The organism is Saccharospirillum sp. MSK14-1, from assembly GCF_003054965.1.
Classification (GTDB): domain Bacteria; phylum Pseudomonadota; class Gammaproteobacteria; order Pseudomonadales; family Natronospirillaceae; genus Saccharospirillum.
Map to the genome: position 1 here is coordinate 1 of NZ_MIES01000002.1, position 17,139 is coordinate 17,139.

Sequence of the window (17,139 nt, forward strand, 5' to 3'; positions counted from 1 at the left end):
ATGTGTTAGGCCTGCCGCCAGCGTTCAATCTGAGCCATGATCAAACTCTTCAGTTTAAAGTCTGGCAAACCATCCGAAGACGATCCGCCTTTACTCATGACTCGTTCGCAAGCTGAAACTCCCTAAAGAGTTTCAACGCCTCTCAGAATTTTCTGACAGGTCACTTGTCGATCGAGTTTGCCTCGAAAGGCATATAGGTCGACCCACAAGCGCCCACACGAATTACTTGATTCCAATACTGTTAAAGATCAACGAACCGCGCTGTTGGCGCTCGTTTTAAGCGAGGCGCGTATTCTACGCCTGCGCCGCATCCTGTCAACTCTAATTTGCAAAATTCGTTTAGGAATCAGCTTGTTAGCGGCGCGCTCTTCGAAGACTCGAACAGCGCTTCAGGATGGCTGTCGGTGACAGCGGAGGCGCATTATAGAGATGGACTTGGTGCTGTCAATGGTCGGCAGCCGCTATTTGAGAATAATAGTCGAGCAAGGCATTGGCTTCGCGCTCAACGGTGTAATTAGCTAACACTGTCTGACGACCAGCTGCAGCGATTTGCGCGCGTAACTGCGCGTCCGTCACCAACATTTCCAGCCGCTCAGCGACCTGATACCAGTCTCCCGCCGGCACTAAATACCCATTGCGCCCGTCATCTATGATGTCTGGCCAGGCGCCTGCTTCACTAGCAACAACCGCCGCTTCTGTACTCATGGCTTCAAGTACGGTTAAACCAAAACCTTCATTCCGACTCAGAGCGGTAACTATCGACATAGCACGAAAGTAGTCAGGCACTTGGGCAAAGGGCAGCTCACCGGTAAAAACAATTCGTTCCGACAAGCCCGCCGCCTCAATCAGACGCTTTTGTTGCTCAACAAACGCCTGCTGATCCGATCCATAACCACCCACAATGACAACACTGAATGCTGGGTGATCCGGCAATACTTTCAACGCAGCCTGCACCAAAAGATCAACCCCTTTTTGCTCACGCACCCGTCCAAAAATGCCGATACCAAACTGACCGGGTAAAGACAGAGACTCCCATAAAGCACGACGATCATCAGCTGGCGCATAGTGCTCAATATTAATGCCGTGCGGTATCAGTTGGTCTGGCGGAGTTGGCATATAGCGCGCTGCGGCGGTACAAGTCGACAGCAGTCCATCCATGTGACGCATCAGAAAGCGCGTCAGCCACGTCTTGCGCCGCTGTGCTGTTGAGGTGAAAACGATACGAATGCGCGCGCCCAGCCACTTCAATAACAACGCCTGAATCATCTCGTCGTTACGGCGTGCATGAAAAACCCGCACACGCCCATTGGCCAACGGCTTTCGTGCCAGCTTTAACAACTGCCAAAAGCCCAGCGACGGCACATCATCCGGCAGATGATGATCTCCAAGCACGACCAACGAACAGCGCTGCTTTTGCACCTGCAAAACTTGCAACAGGGTACTGGTCACACCGGAGAAACGCTTATTGGAGTTACCCAATATCAATTCAAATTGCGGATCGATTGATGGTCCCATCAGCCGTCCTGCTCCTGCGCCGGCACAATGCCGTACGGCGTCCAGGAACGTCCGCTTTCACGAACATCAGCCCGAATAGCGTTATTGCGCGCCCATATTTCAGGCTTGGAATAACCACGCTTATGATCAAGATGCAGACAGATCGCTTGGTAGCGAACACGCTGAGACTGAAAACCCAGATTCCACAAACGTTCACCCAGTTCCCGATCCAGACCACCGTATTGCATGCGCTCATCGAAGCCATTCACGCGCAATAAGGCATCGCGCCAGGTTGAACTGTTCATGCCATTCCAACTGGCTTTGGCTGGTGTCAAACGATTCAACCAACGCGCCAACGTTTCCGACTTTACCAACTTCCACAGTTTGTGGTTCTTGGGCTGCCCCTGCGCAAGCAACCAGGAACGATCAAAAGGACGTTGCTGCTCGATATCGTCCTGACTGATCTGCTGCGACACCGGCATGGTCAACTTCAAATAGCCACCGGATAGAAACGTATCCGGTCGAGCGTTTTGCCGATGTACCGCGATAAAATCAGCACGAGGAATACAATCACCATCGGTGAAAATCAAATAGTCGACATCGGTTTCTTTGATCGCCTTATTAAGGATCTCAGTTTTGCGAAAGCCTTTATCTTCATGCCAGACATGACGAATATTCAGTTTGCCCCTGGCACGAAACTGATCAATCAAAGCACGAGTCTCATCATCTGAACCGTCATCGGCGATGATGGTTTCAAAGTAACCGTCGGTCTGGCACTCGTATCCGGTCAGTACTTTTTCCAACCACAGCGGCGAGTTATAGGTTGTGATCACCACACCCATGCTGAAACGGCCTTGGTCGATAACCTCTTTCGAAGACTGTGACATCAACCGCGATGCTCCTTGGCTAAAAATTCCTCAGACTGCATTTCCTGCAATCGACTGACGGTGCGCTGGAATTCAAAACTCAAACGTCCATCGTTATACAAATTTTCTATCGGCGCTTCGGACGACATTAATAACTTCACTTGGCGGTCGTAGAATTCATCGACCAGATTGATAAACCGGCGGGCACTGTCATCATTGCGACCATTGAAGACCGGCACGCCACTGATCAAAACCGCATGGAAACTGCGCGCCAATTCAATGTAGTCATTTTGACTGCGCGGGCCGTCGCACAAACTGCTGAAATCGAACCAGGCAACATCGTCGCAATAACGCCGTGCTTTAATGGTTCGTCCTAACACGTCCAAGTCATAGTCTTCTTCAACCGCATCTTTTTCCGGGATCAATCGCTCAAACGCCGAATTCAAAGCCTGTTCCGACTGCTCATCAACGGGTGAATAAAAGATGGGGGCCTGCGTCAGTGTGCGCAATCGGTAGTCGATACCACCGTCCACGTTGAGCACGCGAGTATGACGTTTGAGCAATTCAATGGCGGGTATAAAAAGCGCGCGCTGCAAGCCATCTTTATAGAGATTGTCTGGCGGAATATTGGAGGTCGCCACCAGAGTGACACCACGCTCGAACAGCGCTTTGAGCAGATTGGCCAGAATCATGGCATCGCCGATGTCGGTGACAAAAAACTCATCGAAGCACAAAACTCGGGATTCACGCGCAATTTCTTCAGCAACCAATTCCAGCGGGTTGGCCTTACCTTTATGCTCTTTCAGACCGCGATGCACGCGACGCATAAAATGATGGAAGTGCATACGGCCCTTGTCGTCAAAGGGCAGCGTTTGGAAAAAAGTGTCCATCAGATAGGTTTTGCCGCGACCAACACCCCCCCAGAAATACAGACCTGGAACCGGGTCATCAGAGCGGCCAAAGAGACGACCGAGGCGACCGGTGAGCTTTTTCTGCGATTCCTGTTGCGCCAGCAATTGGTCGTATAAGGACTGCAATGCCTTGACGGCATCTTCCTGAGCCGGATCATGAGAAAAGCCGGGTTGTTCCAGGTCGGCCTGATAGCGGGCCCAGGGTGTGGTCATCGATGACTCCACGGATGAGGACAAGGCGGGGAATTTTACGGGAAAGACCCGGACAATCAATGATCGAACCTGTCGAGTTGATCGCTGCCAATCGCTTCGACAATCGTTAGAATAGAGGCTGAGAAATGACCGACACGGTCAAACGTACGCCTATTACTTTGGAGACTCACATGCTGCAACTGGATTGGATGACACTGCTGGCGGCCCTGGTCGTCGCCTTGATCGTAGGCATCGTCGTGGGTCGGCTCTGGGCTCGAGGCCAGGGTGATGACAACGGCAGCCTGAAACGCCAACTCGATGACCTCAAGCACCAACATCAGAATTATCAGGTCAGCGTCACCGAACATTTCAACCGCACCACCGAACTGATCGATGGCCTGACCGTCAGCTATAACGCCATTCGCAACCATCTTGATCAGGGTGCAGACGAACTGGTAGCGCCGGAGTACCGCCTTGAATCGGCTCGCGCCGGCAGTGAAGACTTGCAGAGCCTGGCGCCGGATTCCGAAATGGCCAACGCCAGCTACACCGGTCCACGCGACTATGCGCCTAAAAGCGGTGACGAAATCGGGACTCTGTCAGAGGCTTATGGCCTGCGCCGTGAGGCCTTCGCATCGGAAGAAACCGAGGACGAGGTGGAAACGGCGACCGACGACAAGGCTAAAAAGTCGCGATAGTTATATATCGAAATATTCTTAAAGGCAGTAACAACAATAACAAATAGCTTTGTTATAGTGCGTCCAGCTTGATACACCCTCTTTGGACGGACTATGGCACAGCAAATGTTCACCCACCTCAAACAGCTGGAAGCGGAAAGCATCCACATCATTCGTGAGGTCGCCGCTGAATTCGATAACCCGGTCATGCTCTACTCGATCGGCAAAGATTCAGCGGTGATGCTGCATCTGGCCCGCAAGGCTTTCTTTCCCGGCCGCATCCCTTTCAAACTGCTGCACGTCGACACTGGCTGGAAATTCAAAGAAATGTACGAGTTCCGCGATAAGATGGCGCGGGACTATGAATTCGAACTGCTGGTCTACCAAAACCAGGATGGCGTGCGTCAGGGCATCAACCCGTTCGATCACGGCAGTGCAAAACACACCGATATCATGAAGACCCAGGCGTTGAAGCAGGCTCTGGATCTGTACAAGTTCGATGCGGCTTTCGGTGGCGCACGACGCGATGAGGAAAAATCACGCGCAAAAGAGCGAGTGTATTCCTTCCGTGACCGCAACCACCGCTGGGACCCAAAAAATCAGCGTCCAGAGCTGTGGAATATCTACAACGGTAAGATCAACCGTGGCGAAAGCATCCGCGTATTCCCACTGTCGAACTGGACCGAACTGGATATCTGGCAATACATCCACCTGGAAAGCATTCCCATCGTACCGCTGTACTTTGCCGATAAACGACCAGTGGTCGAACGCGACGGCATGCTGATCAACGTCAACGATGACCGCATGAAGCTGTTACCGGGTGAAGAAGTGCAAGAAAAGATGGTGCGTTTCCGAACGCTCGGTTGCTATCCGCTAACCGGTGCCGTGGAATCCGAAGCCAACACCTTGCCGGATATCATCCAGGAAATGCTGCTGACCACGACAAGTGAACGTCAGGGCCGAGCCATCGATCACGATTCCTCCGGCTCGATGGAAAAGAAAAAACAGGAAGGCTACTTCTAATGGCACACCAATCTGAATTGATCGCTCAGGACATTCACGCCTACCTGAAGCAACACGAACACAAAGAATTGCTGCGCTTTTTGACCTGCGGCAGCGTCGACGACGGCAAATCAACACTGATCGGCCGACTGCTGCACGACTCCAAAATGATCTATGAAGATCAGCTGGCCGCCATTGAAAAAGACAGCAAAAAATCCGGCACTACCGGCGAGAAAATCGATTTAGCACTGTTGGTTGACGGCTTGCAGGCCGAGCGCGAGCAAGGCATCACCATCGACGTTGCTTACCGTTATTTCTCCACCAATAAGCGCAAATTCATCATCGCCGACACGCCGGGACACGAGCAGTACACTCGCAATATGGCGACCGGTGCCTCCACCTGTGACCTGGCGGTGATTCTGATCGACGCCCGGTACGGTGTGCAAACACAAACCCGCCGCCACAGTTACATCGCGCACTTGCTGGGTTTGAAGCACATCGTCGTGGCGGTAAACAAAATGGACCTGGTTGATTTCAGTGAAGCGCGCTTCGAAGAAATCAAAGCCGACTATTTGAAATTCGCCGAGCAATTAAAGCTGCCGGAAATTCACTTTGTGCCATTGTCGGCATTGGATGGCGACAACGTGGTCAGCCGCAGTGAACGTTCCCCCTGGTATCAGGGTGCACCATTGATGGAACTGCTGGAAACCATCGAAATTTCGCACGATCGCAACACCGAACACTTCCGCCTGCCGGTGCAATACGTCAATCGGCCGGATCTCGATTTTCGCGGTTTCGCAGGGACCATCGCCGCTGGCACCATCAAGCCGGGCGATACCGTTCGCGCCCTGCCCTCGGGTTTGAATTCCACCGTTGAGCGCATCGTTACCTTCGATGGGGATTTGGACGAAGCCTTTCCCGGCCAGGCCATTACGCTCACATTGACCGATGAAATCGACGTCAGCCGCGGTGACATGCTGATCGGTGTCACCGATGAACCCTTGGTATCGCAAGCGTTCCAAGCCAAGGTTGTGTGGATGCACGACAATGCACTGGTGCCTGGCCGACAGTACGATTTCAAAGTCGGCACGCAAACGGCAACGGGTACATTCAGTGCGCTGCACCGCCAAATCGACGTCAATACACTGGTCGACAGCGCAGCCGATGAATTGCCGCTAAACGGCATCGGTGATGTCACCATTCAGCTGAACAAACCTGTTGTCGCCGACCCATATGGTCAGATCGCAGGAACCGGTGCCTTTATCGTCATCGATCGGTTGAGCAACGTCACCGTTGGCGCCGGCATGATTGAAGCGGCGGCTCAGTCGCGCGACAACCACCCGGTGACTGAAGCCGAACGCGCCGCGCGCTATCGCCAAAAACCGGTATCGGTGGTGTTGGATGTGGAAGACGCCGCCGAACGCGCCGTCGAGCTGGAACGAGCCTTGTACGATCTGGGCCACACCAGCGTCATCGTGCGTCCAGAAGATGCGCTGGCTGTTGCGCCTTATGTTGAGGCCGCCGGCCTGATCGCCATCATCGCAGGCACCACGGATGCGCCCTTCGGCTTTAAAGTTGACGACGCATCACCGTCGGCCGTGATCAGCCTGCTGCGCCAGCACGACATTCTGGACGACTGATCAGACCGGAATTGGCAAGTCGACAAACTCGACGTTCAAACCGAAGCGCTGGGCTAAATGCCAACCCAGCGCTTCGGGACCACCACGCTCAGTAGCGTGATGTCCGGCGGCGTAATAATGCACTCCGCTTTCGCGCGCCAAATGCACCGTCGGCTCGCTGATCTCACCTGAAATAAAGGCATCGATACCCGCATCGATCGCCATCTGCAAATAGCCCTGTGCTGCCCCGGTACACCAAGCCACAGTTTCAATTTCGTCTTCGTCTTCACCGATGTGCAATACCTGGTAGTCCAGCGCTTCACTGAGAGATTGCCGTAAGCCAGCGCCGGTTTCAGCACCATCGACCCGGCCATGCCAGACCAAGCTGTCACCCAGCGTGCCTTCAATTGTCCATCCCATTAACTGACCCAACTGAGCGTTATTACCGACGTCTGGGTGCGCATCCAATGGCAGATGATACGCCAGCAAATTAATGTCATTGGCCAATAAGGCAGCAAGACGATTGCGTTTGATGCCGGTGATCGGTACCGGTTCACCTTTCCAAAAATAACCGTGGTGGACCAAGATGGCATCGGCCTGGCGTTCGATGGCTTCGTCGATCAACCGCTGGCTGGCGGTGACTCCGGTAACGATACGACGGATTTCAGACCGACCGGCTACCTGCAAGCCATTGGGGCAGTAATCCTGAAAACGTCCGATGTCGAGATAGTCGTCCAAATAAGCCACCAGGTCGTCGCGATGCAGCGTCATGATACACTCCGATTCAAGGTTATCTTTGCGCTCAGAAAAGCACGAATTTAAGGATGTGAATGTAACGCCATGAGTGTACCTCAAAGTGTGCGTATCTGGCTGGCCCCCGTCTTGGCAGGCCTGATCATTGGCGGCCTGGTGGTACTGTGGCCATCGCTGTCGTCCAAGCCTGAATTAACCGCAACGGAAGCGGTGCCCACTCTCGCCAGCTATGCCGATGTTATTGCTCGGGCGCAACCCAGCGTGGTCAGCATTTACAGTAACAGCCGAGTGGAACGGCCAAGCCATCCGTTATTGGACGACCCGTTTTTCTCGCAGTTTTTGCCACCGCAACCGCAGCAGCAAACCAGTCTCGGCTCGGGCATCGTGCTGGATGATCAAGGGCACATTCTGACCAACGCCCACGTCATCGCTCAAGGTGAACAAATCATTGTCGAAGCAGCTGGCGACAAAAACTATCAGGCACGGCTAGTGGGACTGGACCCGGACAGCGATTTGGCCGTCCTGAAAGTCGATGCCCACAACACTCTGGCCATTACCGTAAATACCGATTATCGGGCCCGGGTGGGAGACCTGGTGTTCGCCATTGGTAATCCCTTTGGTGTTGGCCAAACGGTATCAATGGGCATTATTTCAGCGACAGGGCGACATCAACCTGGACTGACGCGCTTTGCTGACTTCATCCAAACCGATGCGGCCATCAACCCAGGCAACAGTGGCGGCGCTTTGATCAATGCCTACGGCGAACTGGTGGGTATTAACACCGCCATTTTTTCCAACACTGGCGGTTTTCAGGGCATCGGTTTTGCCATTCCGTACGCTCATGCGTTGGACATTGCACGCCAACTCATTGAACAAGGCGCTGTCATGCATGGCTACCTGGGCATTGATGTGCGACCCGTTCCACCGAGTCAACGCGTGCGCTTCGCTGTACCTACGCCTGCGTGGGAAGTGGTCGATGTGATGGCCGATAGCCCGGCAGCACGGGCAGGTGTTAGAGCCGGTGATTGGTTGGTGAGTATTGAAGGTGAGCCGCTGGCCAGTCGGGCCGAAGCGGTGGGTCGCATTGCTGAACACAAACCGGGCGAGCAACTAACGCTGGCGTTATTACGCGGCCAGCGTCTTTATGAAGCTCAGGTAACGCTCAGCGAACGCCCCCAATAATCGTTACAGCAAGGGGGTTAACGCCACCAGAAGGCGTGCGTTTTCACGGCTACTGCCCACGGTAATCCGCAGGCAATCCGCCAGCATCGCATGGCTGCCATCGAGTTTTTTGATCAGCACACCGGCGTCTTTCAAACCTTGATGAATGGCACCGGCGCGTCCGCTTTCAGTACGTACCAAGACAAAATTAGCCTGGCTATCGTAGACCGTCAGTTGCGGCAAGGCTTTCAGTTGCTGGGTTAAATCAGCGCGCTGCTTGACCAGCTCCTGGGTTTGCTGTTCGAAGGTTTCAAAATGATCGAGTGCGAATGTCGCCGCCGCCTGCACCAGATTGCCGATGTTATACGGCAGGCGCAGTTTATTGATTTCCGTCGTCCAGGCGGGGTCGCCAATCAGCATGCCCAAACGTAAACCCGCCAAGCCCACTTTCGAGAGCGTGCGCAAAATAAGCAGGTTCGGGTAGTCATCCAACCAGGATAAATAGTCCGCGTCAGTAAAGGCGGTATAGGCTTCATCCATCACCACCAGACCGGGTGCAGCTTCGATGATGCGGCGCAGTTTCTCATCGCCCCAGAGGTTACCAGTGGGATTGTTCGGCTGAGCCAAAAAAATCAACGCCGGTTGTTCGCTATCGATGCGAGCCAGCATGCTTTCCAAGTCGATCTCAAAACGCTCAGTCAGCGGCACACCGACATAATCCATCCCCAGATACTGAGCGATCATGCGATACATCACAAAGCTCGGTTCCGGCGCCATCAACGTACGGCCTTTGCCCGCCACCGCCATAGCGATTAACTGAATCAGTTCGTCTGAACCGTTGCCCAGCAACAGGTCCCAGCGCTCATCAATGTCCATCACCCGACGCAAGCCCTGCTTCACTTCCGGCGCCTCTGGGTGGGGGTAGCGATTAACGTGCACATCGGCCAGCGCAGCCTGCCATTGCTGCTGCAATTCTGGCGGCCAGGTGAAGGGATTTTCCATCGCATCCAACTTCAAAAGCCCGCTGGAATCGGGTACGGGATAGGCCGCAAGCTTACGAATATCATCGCGGACCCAACGTTGTACGCGGGCATCAATTTTGTCTTGCCAGTCGGTTTTACGATCGGTCATTAAATCAGTCGTCCAGACGTTTTTCAGCGCTGCGAGCATGAGCCGTCAGCTGCTCGCCGCGCGCCAATATCGACGCAACAGCGCCCAGCGTTTTAGCACCCTCAGGTGACACACCGATGAGAGAGGTGCGTTTCTGGAAGTCATAAACACCCAAAGGAGAAAAGAAACGCGCGGTGCCACTGGTCGGCAAAACATGGTTCGGCCCGGCGCAATAATCACCCAAAGCCTCCGGGGTGTGACGTCCCAGGAAGACCGCGCCGGCATGACGAATCGATGGCAACCAGCTTTCTGGGTCATCAACCGACAACTCCAGGTGCTCCGGCGCAATGCGGTTAATCAGTTCCGGTGCGTCAGCCAAGTCGGCCACTTGAATCAATGCACCGCGTTCGCTTAGCGATCGACGCACGATGTCGGCCCGTTCCAGGGTTGGCAGCAAGCGCTCAATGGCTTCGCTGACGGCATCAAGAAAGGCGCCGTCCTGGCTGATCAAAATCGATTGGGCATCGACATCGTGTTCGGCTTGAGAGAACAGATCCAATGCAATCCAGTCCGGATCGGTTTTGCCATCACAAACGACCAGAATTTCACTGGGACCGGCGATCATATCGATACCGACCTTACCAAAGACCTGCTGCTTGGCCGTAGCCACATAAATATTGCCAGGACCAACAATTTTATCGACCGCGGGCACCGTTTCAGTCCCATACGCCAACGCCGCTACCGCTTGCGCGCCACCAATCAGGAAGATGCGATCTATGCCGGCAACATGGGCAGCGCCTAAGACAAAGTCGCTGACCTGACCATCCGGCGCGGGCGTTGTCATGACAATTTCACGGACGCCCGCAACCCGCGCTGGCATAGCATTCATGATCACCGAAGACGCCAGCGGCGCCGTTCCTCCGGGTACGTAGATGCCGACCTTATCCATGGACGTCACCTGCTGGCCGAGCAAGGTGCCATTGGCTTCGCGATACTGCCAGCTCTCACCCAACTGGTGTTGATGGTAGCTTTCAACACGCTCGGCAGCGGTTTTTAGCGCATCCTGCTGGGCTTCGGGCAAGCGATCGAAACCGGCTTGAATGGCGTCCGCTCCCAGCATCAATTGATGAATACTGTTGACCTCAAAGCGATCAAAACGGGCAGTGAGTTCCAACAAAGCCGCATCACCGCGGGCACGGATATCGGCAATGATGTCTGCCACCCGTTGCTGAACCTGAGTGTCAGACACCGACTCCCACGCCAGCAATTGATCCAGCTGAGCGGAAAATTCCGGGGATTGAGCGTCCAAACGACGCAATGACAAGGTACTCATTCAGAAGCCTTCCTGCGATCAGCAACAGCGCGACCTAGATCTTCGACAATGGGGTTGAGACGCTCGTCTTTCAATTTCAACGCCAAGCGGCTCGCGACCAGCCGGCTGCTGATATCGGCAATGTGTTCCTGCGCTTCCAAACCGTTAGCTTTTAAGGTGTTGCCGGTATCAACGATGTCGACAATGCAATCCGCCAAATCCATGATCGGCGCCAATTCCATACCACCGTACAGCTTGATGACATCAACCTGGCGACCCTGTTCGGCAAAGTAGCGTTTGGCGACGTCGACAAACTTGGTCGCTACCTTCATCCGGCCTGGCACTGGCTTGGCATCGACCAGACGCGCAGTCATCAGTCGGCAGCGTGCAATTTCCAGATCGAGCAATTCATACATTTCTTCCGCGCCGTGCTCCATCAGCACGTCCTTACCGGCCACACCCAGATCGGCGACGCCGTATTCCACGTAAGTGGGCACATCGGTGGCACGAATCACGATAAAGCGCACGTCCGCGCGCGTGGTTTCGAAGATCAGCTTGCGCGAGGTATGAATATCTTCCAATGGCTCGATACCGGCTGCAGCAAACAGCGGCAGCGTTTCCTTAAGGATGCGACCTTTCGACAAGGCGATGGTGATCTGATCTGCGGGGTTAACCATGCTCGGACAATATGCTCTTGATCTTCGGTGAATTAGCCTCGTAACAGGGCGAGGTTGGCTGGCAAGGGTATCAAGGTGGCCGACCGTCCGTGGTAGGCCAGAGGCTTGTTAGCCAGCAACCCGTTTAATGGTTGCGCCCAACTGAGCCAGTTTTTCTTCAATGCATTCGTAACCGCGGTCGATGTGGTAGATGCGATCCACCAGGGTGGAACCAGAAGCGACCAGACCGGCCAGCACCAACGACGCCGACGCGCGCAAATCGGTGGCCATAACCGGTGCACCCGTCAGGATTTCGTGCCCGGTAATCACCACAGTGTTGCCTTTGATGCGGGCATCCGCTCCCATGCGCTCAAGTTCATTGATGTGCATAAAGCGGTTCTCAAACACCGTTTCTTCTACGGTGCCAGTACCTTCGGCAATGGCATTCAAGGTGGTGAACTGCGCCTGCATATCGGTTGGGAACGCCGGGTAGGGTGCGGTCGTAACGTCCACAGCTTTCGGACGACGCCCTTCCATATCCAGTTCTATCCAGTTATCACCCACGTCAACCCGGGCTCCGGCTTCACGCAATTTGACCAGAACAGCATCCATGGTGGAGGCATCGGCTTCGCGCAGTCGAATGCGACCGCGGGTGATGGCAGCAGCCACCAAGTAAGTCCCGGTTTCGATACGATCCGGCAATACGGAGTAGTCAGCCGCATGCAGGCTGGGAACGCCTTCAATGGTGATGGTGTCGGTACCGGCCCCGGTGATCTTGGCGCCCATGGCAATCAGGCAGTTGGCCAAATCGACCACTTCCGGTTCTTTGGCCGCGTTTTCCAGCACCGAGGTGCCTTCCGCCAGAGCGGCAGCCATCAGAATGTTTTCGGTGCCGGTCACGGTGACCTTATCGAAGAAGATGCGCGCACCTTTCAGACGACCGTTGTTACGCGCACGGATGTATCCGTCCTCGACATCGATCTGCGCGCCCATGGCTTCCAAGCCACGAATGTGCAGATCGACCGGGCGGCTGCCGATGGCACAACCACCGGGCAAAGAGACATTGGCTTCGCCGAAGTGCGCCAGCAACGGGCCCAGCACCAGAATGGACGCACGCATGGTTTTCACCAGTTCATAGGGTGCGGTCATGTTGCGAATGGTGCCAGCAGTGACTTCGACGCTCATGTCTTCACCAATGACCACTTCAACGCCCATGCAGGCGAGCAGTTCAATCATGGTGGTGATGTCGTTCAGGTGCGGCAGGTTGCGCACCGTGACGGGCTCTTTGGTCAACAGGGTTGCAGCGATAATCGGCAAGGCAGCGTTTTTAGCGCCGGAAACGCGAATTTCACCGTCCAGGCGGGTGCCGCCGGTAATCAATAATTTATCCAAGGTTTATTTCTCCGCGGCGGACCATTCATCCGGTGTATAGAGGGCCATGGTGACCGCATGTATTTCGCCAGTGGCGATTTTGTCGTTCAACACGCCGTAGATCAGCTGTTGACGTTGAACCGGACGCTTGCCGGCAAAGAGGTCACCCACGGCACGAACAGAAAATTTGGCGCCTGCGCCCTCGACTTCAAAGTCGACGTCCGGCAGGGCCGCGACCAGCATAGCTTTCACATCGTCGGCTGACATAGGTCTCTCTGCGTTGAATCCGATAAAAAGGGGTGGGGATTATACGGAAAGCGACGGCAAATCGAAATGGAGAAACGGAGGCCACTCGACCTCCGTTTTTATGCCGTGCTTATTGGAACTGGTTGGCTTCGAACGATTCGGCAGTGATGCGCTCCCATTCGTCGATGGTCGCATCCAGATCACCACCCTGCTCACGGTAAATCTGGTCAAACTGGGTTTTGAAGGTCACGCCCAGATTAATGCCGTTGAAAATGACGTTCTGCATTTTCCAGCCGTCGGAAGACTGGCTGTAGTAGACGCTCTGTACCATGGGATAACGCTGCCCTTGCGGGGACACGGCTTCAAGCCGAACCCGGGTATTACGCACGGTATCGCCATCATTGTCCTGATCTTCCACCAGACGGACTTCGAAGGCGCCAAAGTTATACAGGCCGCCCGCGTAGGTGTTAATCATGGAACGTTTGAACACTTCCAGAAACCGCAGCTTCTGTTCGTTGGTCGCGTTTTGCAAGGTGTCGCCCATAATACGGCTGACGATCACAGTGTAACCAATGAGGGGTTCCAGCACTTCGGCGACTTCATTCAGGTAGGCCTGGCGATCACCGGCATTGCCGTTGTTGTATTTTTCGACAACCGACAATACCTGCTCAACACCGTCGATCACGCTCTGTTCGGCCGACTGACTGGGCGTAAAGGTTTCGGCCATTGCCGTTGCACTGAGCGACAACCAGGCACCGATCAACACAACCGACACACTTCGCATAACACTCATTCATTTCTCCTTTCGGTATGCGCCGCCTATTCTAGAGGCGATGCGCCATCGGTGCGAGAGGCCAAAGGTCAGCAAAGATGATACTGCGCACAATTTGGGGCTTTACCAACAACTTCAGACCGCTCGGCTTTGTGGTAATCTAGCCCGCCAGTTCAGAACCCTTGGGCAAGAAACGCTCTATGCACGCTACCGTCAATTACCTGGAATCGGCACAACGCACCCTGCGGCTGGAAATCGAATCTCTGCAGTCACTGAGTGGCCATCTCGATGCCGGCTTTGAGCGCGCCTGCGATCTGGCGTTGGTCTGTAAAGGCCGGGTAGTGGTCACTGGCATGGGCAAATCCGGACACGTTGGCAACAAACTGGCGGCTACGCTGGCCAGTACTGGCACCCCGGCGTTCTTTGTTCACCCGGGTGAAGCCAGCCATGGCGACATGGGTATGATTACTGGCGACGATGTGGTGATTGCGTTATCTAACTCCGGTGAGTCGAGTGAAGTCATCACCCTGATTCCTCTGATCAAACGTCTGGGCGCACGCCTCATTGGTATGACCGGCAACCCCAACAGCACTCTGGGTCGCGCTGCCGATGCTCACATCTACTGCGGCGTTGAACAGGAAGCCTGCCCACTCAATTTAGCGCCGACGTCATCGACCACGGCCACCATGGTCATGGGCGACGCCCTGGCGATTGCCCTGCTCGAAGCCCGCGGTTTTACCGCTGACGATTTCGCTTTTTCACATCCCGGCGGCAGCCTGGGACGCAAGCTACTGCTGAAGGTCGGCGACATCATGCACAGTGGCGAAGCCTTTCCAGCGGTCGCACCAACAACGCCGTTACGCGATGCGCTGTTGGAAATGACCCGCAAGGGCCTGGGGTTGACCACTATTCTGGATGGCGACGGGCAACTGCTTGGCGTCTACACCGATGGTGATTTACGCCGCACTCTGGACGCGGGTATCGATTTGCATCAAACGCCGATCGCCGACGTCATGCACGCCGGTGCTAAAACCATTTCTTCTGACCATCTGGCAGCCGAAGCCCTGTTTGAAATGGAATCGCGCAAGATAACAGCCCTGGTGGTTGTGGATGCAGACCGCCCCGTGGGTATTGTCCACATGCACGACATTCTGCGCGCAGGTGTCGCCTGATGCCTCGATTGCGAACGCTGTTGCCCATCGCAACCGGTCTGCTGATATTAGCCGCCATTATCTGGTGGCATCCTGCTGAAACCTCACCGAGCTTCACCACCGAACTGCAGTTACCCGATGATCCACCGGACCTGTTCATACGCACTTTTCAACAGACCCGTTATGATACCGACGGCCGGCCCAGCCTTTATACCGTCGCCAGCTCCTTCGCTTACTATCAGGACAGTGGCAACAGCCAGATAACGGTGCCAAACGTACGCCTGATTCGTGATAACGGTCCGGATTGGACCATTCGTTCTCAGGCCGCCACCTTGTTCAACAACGGCGATGCCATTTTCGAAGACACGGTCCGTGTTCACGAACTGAGCGATATCAGTCGCTGGGAATTGGCCACCGACTGGCTCCAGGTCACGCAAAATGGCGACTTCGTCAGCACCCCTGAGCCTGTTAGACTCACCCAGGGTCCGCAGGTTGCCACCGGCGTAGGATTTAATGCAGACCTGACGACGGATGATCCCGTCCTTACTTTGCAATCTGAGGTAGTCATTCACTATGAAGTCGACTGATTCCAAGCGGCGTTGGCGCAAGGCATTCATTGCCACTGCAGTCTGCCTGTGCAGCACGGCGGTTCTGGCGTTGCCGGAAGATCGCAATCAGCCGATGACCATTCAGGCCGACCAAGGCGCGTTTCGCAGTGGCAGCGGCGAAGCCCATTTCCAAGGCAACGTGCACCTCAAACAAGGCAGCCTGGAAGTTTGGGCGGACACGCTGGATGTCACCCGAGACCCGGCCACAGGCATCATTGAGTTTTTAGAGGCACGTGGCGAACCCGCGCGCTACCAGGAACAACCGAATGTCGGAGAACCACTGATCCGCGTTGAGGGTCAGCGCATCGAATACCGGCCGCAGCAAGACATCATCATTACCGAAGGTGGTGGTCGCCTGGAACAGAACGACAGTGAAATTCAGGCGGAATACATTCAATACAATCTGGTCGAGGAAACGCTCAGCGTGCGTTCTGTTCGCAGTCAAACCGAAAACCCGGAAGCCCCGCAGGCAACCTGGGTCATTCAGCCAGGAGCGGTGGACTGAATGAGTTTATTGCACGCAAAACATCTGGCTAAAAGTTATCGCAAACGCCCGGTTGTGCGCGATGTCAGCCTGAGCGTTGAACCGGGTCAAATTGTCGGCCTGCTCGGTCCCAACGGAGCCGGTAAAACCACTTGCTTCTATATGATCGTTGGTCTGATACCGGCGGATAACGGCGAGGTCTACATCGGGGATACCGCCGTTTCAAAATTGCCAATGCACGCCCGAGCTCGTCATGGCATTGGGTACTTACCGCAAGAAGCGTCCATTTTTCGCAAGCTGAGTGTCGCTGATAACATTCTCGGCGTTTTGCAGACGCGCAAAGAACTGTCGCGCAGTGAACGTCATGACCGCTTGGAATCGCTGCTGCAAGAGTTCAACATCACCCATATCCGCGACAGCCTCGGCATGGCGCTGTCCGGTGGCGAGCGGCGACGCGTTGAAATCGCCCGCGCTCTGGCCATGGAACCGGCCGTGGTGTTGCTCGACGAACCCTTTGCCGGTGTCGACCCGATTTCCGTGGGTGACATCAAAGGCATCATTCATCATCTGCGCGATCGCGGTATTGCCGTTTTGATCACCGATCACAACGTGCGCGAAACGCTCGATATCTGCGAAAAAGCCTATATCGTTGGCAACGGACATATCATCGCTGAAGGAACAGCTGAGGATGTACTCAACAACGCCACCGTGCGTGAGGTATATTTAGGCGACCAGTTCCGGCTATGACGGCAAT

Annotated in this window: 18 protein-coding genes; 8 read left to right on the top strand and 10 right to left on the bottom strand. The window is 54.9% G+C overall.

Annotation, left to right across the window (positions count from 1 at the left end):
• Positions 1–444 precede the first annotated feature (444 nt).
• The 3 genes from BGP77_RS00005 to zapE are packed head-to-tail and all read right to left on the bottom strand — an operon-like array spanning position 445 to position 3,484.
• Positions 445–1,515, bottom strand: coding sequence for a glycosyltransferase family 4 protein (locus BGP77_RS00005; protein ID WP_108162686.1), 1,071 nt, complete (start codon positions 1,513–1,515; stop codon positions 445–447).
• On the bottom strand, positions 1,515–2,381 hold the full coding sequence (locus BGP77_RS00010) for a glycosyltransferase family 2 protein (protein ID WP_233252254.1): 867 nt from the start codon (positions 2,379–2,381) through the stop codon (positions 1,515–1,517). The genes BGP77_RS00005 and BGP77_RS00010 overlap by 1 nt, the downstream gene beginning before the upstream one ends.
• Positions 2,381–3,484 carry a cell division protein ZapE gene (gene zapE / locus BGP77_RS00015; protein WP_108162687.1) on the bottom strand — a complete coding sequence of 368 codons (1,104 nt, stop codon included), beginning with the start codon at positions 3,482–3,484 and terminating at the stop codon, positions 2,381–2,383. The genes BGP77_RS00010 and zapE overlap by 1 nt, the downstream gene beginning before the upstream one ends.
• A gap of 170 nt (positions 3,485–3,654) precedes the next feature.
• Between zapE and BGP77_RS00020 the strand changes: the two genes are divergently transcribed.
• From BGP77_RS00020 to cysN, 3 genes are all read left to right on the top strand, one after another.
• On the top strand, positions 3,655–4,161 hold the full coding sequence (locus BGP77_RS00020; protein WP_158269223.1) for a YhcB family protein: 507 nt from the start codon (positions 3,655–3,657) through the stop codon (positions 4,159–4,161).
• 93 nt (positions 4,162–4,254) lie between these two features.
• A complete protein-coding gene (gene cysD, locus BGP77_RS00025) occupies positions 4,255–5,163 on the top strand; it encodes a sulfate adenylyltransferase subunit CysD (protein ID WP_108162689.1) in 909 nt (302 codons plus the stop codon).
• Positions 5,163–6,782, top strand: a complete 1,620-nt coding sequence (gene cysN, locus BGP77_RS00030) for a sulfate adenylyltransferase subunit CysN (RefSeq protein WP_108162690.1) — start codon at positions 5,163–5,165, stop codon at positions 6,780–6,782. Before cysD ends, cysN begins: the two co-directional genes overlap by 1 nt.
• On the opposite strand, the gene BGP77_RS00035 is transcribed toward cysN, so the two are convergent.
• Positions 6,783–7,532: a Nif3-like dinuclear metal center hexameric protein gene (locus tag BGP77_RS00035; protein WP_108162691.1), complete on the bottom strand. Its 750-nt coding sequence runs from the start codon at positions 7,530–7,532 to the stop codon at positions 6,783–6,785. It lies immediately after the preceding gene.
• Positions 7,533–7,601: 69 nt separating this feature from the next.
• Between BGP77_RS00035 and BGP77_RS00040 the strand changes: the two genes are divergently transcribed.
• The gene (locus BGP77_RS00040; protein WP_108162692.1) at positions 7,602–8,696 is read left to right on the top strand and encodes a S1C family serine protease; all 1,095 of its coding nucleotides are present in this window, start codon (positions 7,602–7,604) and stop codon (positions 8,694–8,696) included.
• 3 nt (positions 8,697–8,699) lie between these two features.
• On the opposite strand, the gene hisC is transcribed toward BGP77_RS00040, so the two are convergent.
• The 6 genes from hisC to BGP77_RS00070 form a co-directional block, all read right to left on the bottom strand.
• A complete protein-coding gene (gene hisC, locus BGP77_RS00045; RefSeq protein ID WP_108162885.1) occupies positions 8,700–9,806 on the bottom strand; it encodes a histidinol-phosphate transaminase in 1,107 nt (368 codons plus the stop codon).
• Positions 9,807–9,810: 4 nt separating this feature from the next.
• Positions 9,811–11,118 (bottom strand): histidinol dehydrogenase, encoded by a 1,308-nt coding sequence (gene hisD, locus BGP77_RS00050; RefSeq protein WP_108162693.1) that lies wholly within the window; start codon positions 11,116–11,118, stop codon positions 9,811–9,813.
• Entirely contained in the window at positions 11,115–11,774 is a 660-nt protein-coding gene (hisG, locus tag BGP77_RS00055; protein ID WP_108162694.1) for an ATP phosphoribosyltransferase, read from the bottom strand. The genes hisD and hisG overlap by 4 nt, the downstream gene beginning before the upstream one ends.
• Positions 11,775–11,882: 108 nt before the next feature.
• Positions 11,883–13,145: a UDP-N-acetylglucosamine 1-carboxyvinyltransferase gene (gene murA, locus BGP77_RS00060; protein ID WP_108162695.1), complete on the bottom strand. Its 1,263-nt coding sequence runs from the start codon at positions 13,143–13,145 to the stop codon at positions 11,883–11,885.
• 3 nt (positions 13,146–13,148) lie between these two features.
• Complete coding sequence (locus BGP77_RS00065) at positions 13,149–13,391, bottom strand: BolA family protein (RefSeq protein ID WP_108162696.1); 243 nt, start codon at positions 13,389–13,391, stop codon at positions 13,149–13,151.
• A gap of 109 nt (positions 13,392–13,500) precedes the next feature.
• Positions 13,501–14,163, bottom strand: a complete 663-nt coding sequence (locus tag BGP77_RS00070; protein WP_108162697.1) for a phospholipid-binding protein MlaC — start codon at positions 14,161–14,163, stop codon at positions 13,501–13,503.
• 179 nt (positions 14,164–14,342) lie between these two features.
• On the opposite strand from BGP77_RS00070, the gene BGP77_RS00075 reads away from it, so the two are divergent.
• Genes BGP77_RS00075 through lptB form a run of 4 tightly spaced genes read left to right on the top strand, consistent with a single transcriptional unit; the run spans position 14,343 to position 17,132 of the window.
• Positions 14,343–15,314 carry a KpsF/GutQ family sugar-phosphate isomerase gene (locus tag BGP77_RS00075; RefSeq protein ID WP_108162698.1) on the top strand — a complete coding sequence of 324 codons (972 nt, stop codon included), beginning with the start codon at positions 14,343–14,345 and terminating at the stop codon, positions 15,312–15,314.
• The gene (lptC, locus tag BGP77_RS00080; protein ID WP_108162699.1) at positions 15,314–15,880 is read left to right on the top strand and encodes an LPS export ABC transporter periplasmic protein LptC; all 567 of its coding nucleotides are present in this window, start codon (positions 15,314–15,316) and stop codon (positions 15,878–15,880) included. Before BGP77_RS00075 ends, lptC begins: the two co-directional genes overlap by 1 nt.
• Positions 15,867–16,406 (top strand): lipopolysaccharide transport periplasmic protein LptA, encoded by a 540-nt coding sequence (lptA, locus tag BGP77_RS00085; RefSeq protein WP_108162700.1) that lies wholly within the window; start codon positions 15,867–15,869, stop codon positions 16,404–16,406. The genes lptC and lptA overlap by 14 nt, the downstream gene beginning before the upstream one ends.
• Complete coding sequence (lptB, locus tag BGP77_RS00090) at positions 16,407–17,132, top strand: LPS export ABC transporter ATP-binding protein (RefSeq protein WP_108162701.1); 726 nt, start codon at positions 16,407–16,409, stop codon at positions 17,130–17,132.
• The last annotated feature ends 7 nt before the right edge of the window (positions 17,133–17,139 follow it).